Annotated in this window: 7 protein-coding genes; 5 read left to right on the forward strand and 2 right to left on the reverse strand. The window is 52.4% G+C overall.

Features of this window, described 5'->3' with window-relative positions; all coding sequences use genetic code 11:
- Nucleotides 1-175: 175 nt before the first annotated feature.
- A complete protein-coding gene (locus O3C43_23235; protein ID MDA1069400.1) occupies nucleotides 176-1,810 on the reverse strand; it encodes a sialidase family protein in 1,635 nt (544 codons plus the stop codon).
- Between the two features lie 98 nt (nucleotides 1,811-1,908).
- Between O3C43_23235 and O3C43_23240 the strand changes: the two genes are divergently transcribed.
- From O3C43_23240 to O3C43_23255, 4 genes are all read left to right on the forward strand, one after another.
- Nucleotides 1,909-3,963, forward strand: a complete 2,055-nt coding sequence (locus O3C43_23240) for a VCBS repeat-containing protein (protein ID MDA1069401.1) — start codon at nucleotides 1,909-1,911, stop codon at nucleotides 3,961-3,963.
- Between the two features lie 76 nt (nucleotides 3,964-4,039).
- Nucleotides 4,040-5,218 carry a Gfo/Idh/MocA family oxidoreductase gene (locus O3C43_23245; protein MDA1069402.1) on the forward strand — a complete coding sequence of 393 codons (1,179 nt, stop codon included), beginning with the start codon at nucleotides 4,040-4,042 and terminating at the stop codon, nucleotides 5,216-5,218.
- Between the two features lie 33 nt (nucleotides 5,219-5,251).
- Nucleotides 5,252-6,856 (forward strand): sodium:solute symporter, encoded by a 1,605-nt coding sequence (locus tag O3C43_23250; protein MDA1069403.1) that lies wholly within the window; start codon nucleotides 5,252-5,254, stop codon nucleotides 6,854-6,856.
- A 54-nt stretch (nucleotides 6,857-6,910) separates the two neighbouring features.
- Nucleotides 6,911-7,480 carry a DJ-1/PfpI family protein gene (locus O3C43_23255; protein MDA1069404.1) on the forward strand — a complete coding sequence of 190 codons (570 nt, stop codon included), beginning with the start codon at nucleotides 6,911-6,913 and terminating at the stop codon, nucleotides 7,478-7,480.
- Between the two features lie 166 nt (nucleotides 7,481-7,646).
- Here O3C43_23255 and O3C43_23260 read toward each other — a convergent pair whose 3' ends face one another.
- Nucleotides 7,647-8,825, reverse strand: coding sequence for a sialidase family protein (locus tag O3C43_23260; GenBank protein MDA1069405.1), 1,179 nt, complete (start codon nucleotides 8,823-8,825; stop codon nucleotides 7,647-7,649).
- 168 nt (nucleotides 8,826-8,993) lie between these two features.
- On the opposite strand from O3C43_23260, the gene O3C43_23265 reads away from it, so the two are divergent.
- Entirely contained in the window at nucleotides 8,994-9,809 is an 816-nt protein-coding gene (locus tag O3C43_23265) for an aldolase/citrate lyase family protein (protein MDA1069406.1), read from the forward strand.
- The last annotated feature ends 102 nt before the right edge of the window (nucleotides 9,810-9,911 follow it).

Consider the following 9,911-nt stretch of genomic DNA (forward strand, 5'->3'; position numbering starts at 1 on the left):
AGGTTGGTCAAATGATTGTCGATGGAACAACCAACTTAGGGGGTAAGTTTGCTAACAGATTGGAGTTAAGTAGAGGGAGTTCCTGGATAAAAAGGAAATAATCTTGTCAATTATGGAGATATGACCCCGTCCTTCGACCCTAAAGAAAGGAAGCGAGAATCATCTGACCACATCCTTAGGGCAAACTCACCTCAACACGGTCCCAATACAAAGCCTTGTCAGCCCCATTAACCCGGGTACGAATGGTAAGCTGTAAATGCCGATGGGCAGAAACATCCACCTGCCGCTGACGAATCTGATACGTTTCGAAGTCTTCCGCCGGATCTGATGAAAAACTAAGCGACTCGATCATCACAGCATCTGAATCATCCAGTTGATAATACACAGACAATGAGTCAGAATCGCCAAAATTTCCGATCTTGATCGCATCCACTGCGATGGAAACCTTTGAGACATCGGCAACATCGATTTTTTCCGTTTTCCAGACCGTTTCTCCGCCCGCCTCACGAGCGCGAAACTTGCTATGGATTGTGGCCGAACCTCCGAGAACGCCACCCGTTGCCAATGTCGACCAAGCTGAAGCGCCGTCATCGTGAACCGTCCCGTCGGACAAGTCGAAGTCTTCGCGCCAGATCATTTTATGATCCTCATTTATCGAAATCTTTGGCAGTATTTGCACAGGTTCGTTCACTTGCTCTCGTCCGTCCGTCAGCCAACTTAGATTGAAGCGCACAAAATCGATTCCGTCCCTACCCGCATGTCCGTGATTGTGCGCCAGGGCGATGTCGTAGTTGTCCATCACAATAACTGAACTGTATCCACCTGCTTCATGGATTACCCGTTTGAAAGGCCAGGTCTTGCCTTCGTCGTAACTGACAAAGCAGGTTAAGTCCCTGCGTTTAACCACCACTGGATTAAAGGCAAAGAGGCGGTTTCCATCCGAAGTTTCCATACGTGTGATGGATCCGTGACCGGATTCCCAAATAAGATCACGAACGGTTTCCAGGCCATACCAACTCTCACCCCCATTTTTGCTATACATAAAGTTCCGGTAATCCGGATCTAGGCCAGGGTCCAATTCCCCATGCGAACGAATATTCATTAACACACGTCCATCACTTAGCTCGACGATGCTCACCTCATCCGAACCCTGTACCGCCGTTTCACTTACCTGCCAAGTTTCTCCGTGATCATCGCTATACCAGACGACGGAGAAGTGGTGATCTTCATGAGTTACGATGTGTCCGGGAATAAGCATGCGATGTTTGTATTTTCCGACTTTTAGTTGGATGCCCGGACCCGGATTGTTGCGCCACCGCTTCCACTCAGGTCGAAGTAAACTATCAGGAATGCGGATCGGGTCGGACCAGTTGTATCCGTTGTCGTCGGAGGTCATATAAAAGAGCCGTTTCTCGCTCTCGTTGGTATTCATGAAGTAGAACAGCCGACCCGTCGTCTCGTCCACCACCGGAGCTGGATCCTTCCAGCCAGCGTGGTCTTCATCCAAATGTCCCCATACTTCTTCATAGGGGCCCCAAGTAATTCCACGATCGGTGCTGCGCCGCATGAGCACATCCTTTTCGCTGTGGTCGCTGACCGCATAGCGCGCTTCGACAAAGGCCAGCAAATCGCCGTTGGGACATTGAATCAGCCCAACATTTCTAAATCGATAAGTATTCCCCAAATGCTCACCGTTTTCGAATAGCGGGCGGATCTCGTAGAGAAATGGTTCTTGATCCTGTGCAGTCAGTGGACCACTTACCGAAGAAAGGACTGCCGCACAGATAATTATCATGGTGACTGATTTCATGCTGCTGAATTTAGGAAGAGAAAGTGGATGAGGGCAATAAAGACCTTAAAAAAAATTCCTGACATCCAATAAAATATCAATCACTGTTGCGTGAATAGATGACGAACGAACTCCACAAATATATTTTTGTTTTGGTTTTTAGATCCGCCCTTTTATGTGTTTGGCTGAGCCTGCCATCCTTACTTACCGCACAGGATGAGAAGACAGATAGCCTCAATGCTGCTATGGTCAGTGGCCAACCCATTCTGGTCGGTGGAAACCAGGGTGTAGGTCCTATTGCATCAATTGGAATCAGTTCCACCCCACTGGGCTATGCCTTCGTTTATGGCGGTGAGCGACCCGACATCTTTGTTAGTTCTGATCGTTGGTACCCGGGCTTTCACCTGTATAAATACATTAAGGATACGCCTGAAGGAGTCCCGGTTTTTTCTCCACCCATCGAAGTCGAAGTACCTGAGCTCACAAAGATGGAAGACCATTTGCTCCAAGATCACGCGGCAGCCGGATATATTTTCCAGGTAGAGAGTGGCGAAGTCTTTGGAATCTGGGTGCGGCATCAGGAGATCGTGGTCGCGCACTTTGATCCGAGGGACCTGCGCTTTGATGTCGAATCAAGAATTAACCTGGCAGGTTTACCGCGCTTGCCCCGAGCGGCCACGGCTTCTCTGGACGATGACGGGCAACTGACCCTGTTCTTGAGTGTCTCTAACGAAACCCTCTATAAACCAACACTGGTGCACCACCGCAATTCTGCCTATCGCCCCTTCGATGGGTCTGGCATCTGGATGGGCGGTATTCCCCGTGATGCAGTTTACCGGGTTGAACTTTCCTTTCCTGACAAGCCTCGGAACGCTAGAGCCACAGAAATTGTCTCCCATGAGAATGGCGCACAATTTGGTATCAACGGGATGGCGATTTTGGAAAATAAGGGAGAATCCAGGTTGGTCCTGGGTACGATGCTTGGCGGTTTGCATACCCTCTCAGAATTCATGCCTGGGGATGCCGGTAAATCCATTACCAAAAAGCCGATTGTAGATCCGAGGGGTATCTCGCTCCGCCATCCGGAAACCTGGACCAATGTCATTGCTTATCCCTCCCGAAGCTCAAACAGCATGGACATTTTGGCTTCTGGCGAAGGAGGAATGTATTACTATCAACGGGTTCGGGATAAAGATCTTCACGATCGCATTGCTTTTAAGCCGATGGGAGAAGTTCAACAGGTGTCGGCCGAGTTGTTTGGTGGAACGCTGGTAGTCCCGAATGTTGTCGATTGGAACGGAGACGGCCAACCCGACATCGTGGCTGGAAACTCCCAGGGCTTCTTCCTGTTTTTCGAAAACGTTTCCAAAACTTCGCAGCCTTTGTTCGCTCCCCCGCAACGTATTGCCGCTGCCGGAGAACTCGTACACATCCAAGGTCAATACAGCAGCATCCAGGGTCCCGGCGAATCACGCTGGGGTTACACTTGCCCCAATGTTTACGATTGGGATGGAGATGGCTTGCTCGACATACTCATGAACGACGTACGGGGTATGCACACGGTGTATTTGAATGTGGGTACGAAAACCCGACCTCAACTCGCATCAGGCAAACCCTTGTACCTGGAGGATCTGGATATGCATGGCGGTTGGCGTACCCGACCCGGTATTGATACGTTGGATGGCCGCAAGGTTTACATCACCCTCAATGATGAGGATCAATTTCACCTCTACTATCAGGTCGATGCATTCAACCTGGAGGAAGGCCGTAAACTACGCCTTGAAGATGGTTCTCCCATTCATGCCAATTTTCTTAATGCTGGGGGACGAGGACGCACGAAGTTCGAGTCAGTGGATTGGGACCAGGACGGAGATTTCGATTTGATAGTGGGTACCCCCCGGCACGGCACCGTTCCAGTTGCCGATGAGAGCGGGCTTCCCTGGTCCCGCAACAAAGCAGGGGCGGCCGTACTCCTGCTGGAAAACAAAGGCTCCAATCAAAACCCTGCGTTCGCCTATCCCAAACTGCTGCACCATCGCGGAAAGCCTGTCCATCTGGGACAACACTCGTGCTCACCCGCAACCGCTTTTTTCAGTGGCAAGCCAGACTTAGTGGTGGGCACTGAAAAGGGACGTCTCATTTACTACAAACATGAGCACATCACCTGGGAGTAAAACTAATCAACTCACGCCTCCAAATCGAGAATAACTTCGAACCTCAAGAACAATCAATTCACTTTCGAATATACCTATGAATCGCCGCACTTTCCTCACCGCCGCATCGCTCTCTCTTATTGCATCCCAGCTTCCAGCCCAGACTCCTCGCTCCCGCCGCGCCGCTGTAATCGGGCACACGGGTCGCGGCAACTACGGGCACGGGCTCGATGTCGTCTGGCAAAAGATTCCCGGCGTCGAGATCGTCGGTGTCGCCGACGCCGATTCCAAGGGGCTCGAGAAAGCGCTAGGCCGACTGAATATTAGACGAGGCTTCAGGGACTATCGCAAAATGCTCTCAGAACTGCGCCCTGAGTTTGTATCCGTCGCGCCCCGACACCCGGACCAGCATATGCAAATGGCGTTCGCCGCGATCGAAAATGGCGTGAAGGGCCTCTACGTCGAAAAACCTTTCTGCCGCACGCCGGCCGAGGCCGACCATATCATTAACGCAGCCATAAAACACGGCGCAAAAGTCGCCGTTGCACATCGCAATCGCTATCACCCCGCATTGCCGATCATTGACCAACTGATCGAAGCTGGCGAGATCGGCCGCCTATTGGAAATCAGGGGCCACGGACTGGGGGATAGACGCGGAGGCGGCGAAGACTTGTGGGTGCTCGGCGGTCACATTTTCAACCTGTTTCAGCGTTTTGGCGGCGAGCCCGAATCCTGTTCGGGCACGATCCTGCAAAACGGGAAACCGGCGACACGCGAAGACGTGGTAAACGGAGCCGAAGGGCTTGGACTGCTGGCCGGCAACGAGATTCACGCCCGCTGGCGACTCAGCAGCGGCGTCACCGCGACCTACACCACCTTGGCCAACGACGGATCTAACAAGAGCGCCTACGCGGTGCGGCTGATTGGAACCAAAGGCTCCATCAGCATTCATATCGATCGCGACCCGATTGCCTGGCACAGCCCGGGGAACCCCTTTGACCCCGCCTCGCGAAGCAAGGGCCGCATTCCCATCACCAGCGCTGGGCTTGGAATGGAGGAGAATCAGCCGAACCTCATCGCGAGTGTGCACGATCACACACTCGCCATTCAGGATTTGATCGACGCAGTCGACGAGGATCGAAACCCCCTCTGCGACGGCCGCCAGGGAGCCATGGCCGTCGAAATGACCTGTAGCGTCTTTGAGTCGCATCGCCAGAATGGGGCCTGGGTTTCATTTCCCCTGACCGAGCGTGGAAATCCCTTGAGCAGACTTTGAACGCCACACCCTTCGCACCATCAATCTTATAGAATGACACCTCAACTGCGCACGACAGACCTGATTGTTCTTCTCGTCTATATGGCGGGCGTGTTTGGCATGGGGTGTTGGTTTGCGCGCAAGAGTGGCAAACCTGAAGGATTCATGGCGGCAGGACGATCACTGCCGGGATGGGCGGTCGGACTTTCGATTTTCGGTACCTACGTCAGCAGCATTGGGTTCCTGGGCAACACCGGCAAAGCCTATGGCGGAACCTGGAATTCATGGGTGTTTGGATTGTCGCTGCCCTTAGCGGCCTTCGTCGCCGTCCGATGGTTCATTCCGCTCTACCGGGGCAGCAATGAGGTTTCCGCCTACTACCATCTGGAAAAGCGCTTTGGACCTTGGGCGCGAACCTACGCTCTGGTCTGCTACCTCCTGTCCCAGCTTGCGCGCATCGGAACGATTCTCTATCTCGTGGCATTAGCCCTGTCGCCACTCACAGGCTGGGACGTCAAAACCATCATCCTGGTGACTGGTATTCTCGTGACCGCCTACACTCTACTAGGGGGAATTGAGGCCGTAATATGGACGGATGTCGCACAAAGTTTTGTCCTAATCGCCGGCGCCATTCTCTGCGCGGGATTGATTCTCACGGGAATGCCCGAGGGCTCTGGCCAATTGTTTGAGATCGCCAAAGAGAACGGTAAATTCAGCTTGGGTAGCTTCAGCCTCAGCCCCGAGTCCTTCACCCTGCCGCAACCCACTTTCTGGATTGTTCTGCTCTACGGCCTGTTTATCAATATCCAGAACTTCGGAATCGATCAGAGCTTCGTGCAGCGTTACGTCACGGCGAAGTCCGATCGCGACGCGAAGTCAAGTGTCTGGCTCGCCGCCCTGCTGTTCCCCGTCATGTCGGCCCTGTTTTTCTTTATCGGAACGGGATTGTTCAGTCTCTATGAAACGAATCCGGACATGCTGAATGAAGTGAGGACGCAGGTCGCGACAACCCAATTGGCCCTGGACGGTCTTCCGGCAACGAACGAACTCATCGCCGCCAAAGCCGCCTCGCTCACGGCCGCCGACGTCGGCGACAAAATCCTGCCCCACTTTATCGTCAATAAACTTCCCATTGGACTCGCGGGCCTGCTGATCGCGGCTATCTTCGCGGCCGCCATGAGCAGCATGGACACCAGCTTGAACAGCTCCGCGACCCTCTATCTTTGCGATATCCATAAACGCTACCTCCGCCCCAATGCCGGTGACCGGGAATCGATGCGCATCTTGCATGGGGCGACGTTGGTTGTCGGAATTGCCGGTACGTTTACGGCCTTAGCAATGTTGCGCGTCAAGAGCGCGCTGGATGCCTGGTGGAACCTGCAGGGTATCTTCACTGGCGGCATGCTGGGGCTGTTCCTTCTCGGCCTGATTTCGCGAAAGGCCCGAAATCCGCACGCCATTATTTCCGTGGTCGTTGGGGCGCTATTGATCCTCTGGCTATCGCTTTCGAAAACAGAGCTTTGGCCCGACGGTCTATCCAGTTGGGCGAACCCGCTTCACTCATTCTTGACAATCATTTTGGGCACCAGTTCGATCGTACTACTCGGAGCGCTGATAGGCCATTTTGCCGATAAACGAAAGGGTAGCTCCAAATCCTGAACAAACTCCAATTTCCTAGCTCCAAGAAACGAGGTCACTTTCACATTTCAAATCATGCCCAAAATCCTCATGCCCATCGGAGACGCCACTGAGGCTCTCGACACCTTTTATCCATATTACCGTCTTCCCGAAGATGATTACGAAGTCGTCGTTGCCGGTCCGGAAGCGAGGCTGTACCACACGGTGCTTCACGAAATCCCGCCCAATCCTGATGTTCCCTGGGACATCACTCAGGAACGTCCAGGCTACCACCTCAAGGCCGACATCGCCTTCCGCGATTTGCGTGCTGAAGACTATGCGGGCGCTTTCATCTCAGGCGGCCGCGCGCCGGAATACATTCGCTATGACAAGGACCTTCAGCGCTGCATTCGAGAAATCGCTGAAGCGGGCAAACCGATCGCCTGCATCTGCCACGGAATTGAAATTCTCACCGCTGCAGATTGCATTCGGGACAAACGCGTCACCACGGTTCCCAAGTGCGCCATGGACGCTGAACAGGGCGGAGCGACCTACGTGGATGAAGACGTAGTCTTTGACGACCTCCTGGTCACAGGACGCGGTTACGCCGAAAACACAGTGGTGGTGAAGGAATTCATCCGGATGCTGAAGGCTTCCGAAGACTGAAAAAAAAACGAGCCCCAATCCCGTGCCATCTTCTAATTACCTGGAAAGAGTCCGGAAGCTGCTAAATTGATCAATGTGGCAACACGGAAAGGTTGACGTGCGAAAGATCTGACTGCAAAGACAGCCGGAAGGTTTGTGAGAAGGTAATGCCTTGGCTAAGGGATTTTTAAGGTTTTAGCTGCAGCTTGCCGAACAGAATGCGGGTACGGGCTCGTGTTTCCGTGCCGCTATCCCAAACCGCGCGGTATTCTCCAGGTGCCACTTCGAAAAGGGTCGGGTAAGAGTTTTTGACTCCGGCGTGGTAAAAGGTCTTCTGTTCACTCCAACTTCCAGCTGTTTCTTTTGTCTTATAACGCAAGGAGGTTCGTCCACCATTTGGAAATCCAGGCCAGCTAAAATCACGCTGGGCGGGGCCATCGCTGTAAACGTAAATATGAGTCCCATCTGCTCCTCGTGCGAAGAAACCTTTGGATTTGGCGTTGTGCAGCTCAGGTTCCGCTCGAGCAATGCTCCAGCTATGACCTCCATCACGGCTGAAGCTTGAGTAAGCGCGCGGAGGATCCGTTGTTTCAGCGGTCTCATCATAATTGGCTGTGCGCATGACAATTTTCAATTCCTCAGGACGATCACCTATAGCAATGTTACCCTCGTGGAGAAAAACCCGGGCATCCACCGGCTGCGGGATATAAGCTTCGAGATCCCACTCCAGCAGAGAGCTACTGCTCAAGACAAAGTGGTCACGGCTTCCACGAGGATCGGCTGCCAAAGTATTCCGGTGAGCGGGAAGCAAGTATCGTTTCCGGCCATCGATGACCGTCTCAACAATCGTTGCGTTGGTGATCAAAGGTCCTGTGTAGTGCATGGCCAATTCCACCGGACTCCAGGACCTGCCTCCATCCGCGGAAAATGCCGCCACCAGGTAGGATTCCTCACTGTTCTCCTGTTTAATGGAACAGCGCATAGCAAAACACCAGATCACATTCTGGTCTTCCGGTTTAAAAAGAACCGGATTCGCATAGGCAAATTGTATGTCTCCCTGCCAGACGTCGTGATCAAAGACTGCCACCGGTTCGTCCCAGGTGTCGCCATCGTTTCTTGAAACCATGGCAAAGATGTCTCCCATGTCTTTTTTTCCATTGGTCATGGCTCCAAATGCCACGATCAGGTGCTTCTGTTTCCATTGCGCAATGACCGGTTGCCATACCCTCCAGGAATCTGAGTGCTGCTCAACATGACGCAACTCACGCAAATCGGTCACGTCTCCCTTGTAGTCGGGCCAGTCAGAAGCCTGGACCAAAACCGAAAGAAAAAGGAAGGTAAACAGGATTTGAGACGCTCTCTTCATGTCGTGTTTATTAGAGAGTCTTGAAGCCTGCGCCAAGTCGATTCTGCCCACTTTTATTTCAGGGAGGCAGAGCGATCATGGGATTTTTGAACCGTATGGGAAAATTTAGGAATACACCTTCAAATCTAGACTCGACGAGGCCACCATTCACACACACAACATTTAGCTATGAATGGGAAAGAGTTACTGGAATGTTTGCAAAACAAAGGTAAGGCAATTGGAACCTTAATCACACATCCCTCGCCCTTTTGGCCTCCCAACGTCGCTCAGATCGGATTCGATTTTATTTTTATCGATACCGAACACATCGCCTTGGACCGAACTCAGGTCTCGCACATGTGCCATACCTACAATGCCCTGGGCCTGGCTCCCTTTGTAAGAATTCCGAGCCCGGATCCATACCAAGCCTGTATGGTTGCTGACGATGGAGCGGTTGGAATAATTGCCCCGTACATTGAAACTCCCGAACAGGTCCGAAAACTGGTAGGAGCCACCAAGCTCAGACCATTAAAGGGTCGTTCATTGGAACGCTGGCTCAGCGGTGAAGAAGAACCGGGAGACGAATTGAAAGAGTATATTACAAAACGGAACAGCGAAAAGATCCTGACCATCAATATTGAAAGTGTCCCTGCCCTCGAAAACCTGGATGAACTCTTATCTGTGCCCGGAGTGGACGTAGCTCTAATTGGACCCCACGATCTTTCCTGCAGTTTGGGAATTCCCGAGCAGTATTCTCACCCTAAATTCCACGATGCCGTTAAACGCATCATCGAATGCGCGCATAAGCACCAGGTGGCACCCGGCCTACATTTCTGGGCGGATATTGATCAAGAGATCGAATGGTGCAGACAAGGTATGCAGTTTCTCATTCATGCCGCCGACATCATCGCATTCCGGGAAACTATGATCCGTGATTTGAAACAAATAAGGACTGGCATAGGCACTGATGACCAACAGGAAGAGTCCTCTGAAATATCAATTTGAGTGCCGACGGGACGAAATCCTGAACCACTAGTAAGACCCTGTTCGAAAAGCCTTCCGGAAGGAAGGTTTTCTTTTTTTTGGTTCGTAGTTCAGGCTTGAGGA

Source organism: Verrucomicrobiota bacterium (genome assembly GCA_027622555.1).
GTDB lineage: Bacteria > Verrucomicrobiota > Verrucomicrobiia > Opitutales > UBA2995 > UBA2995.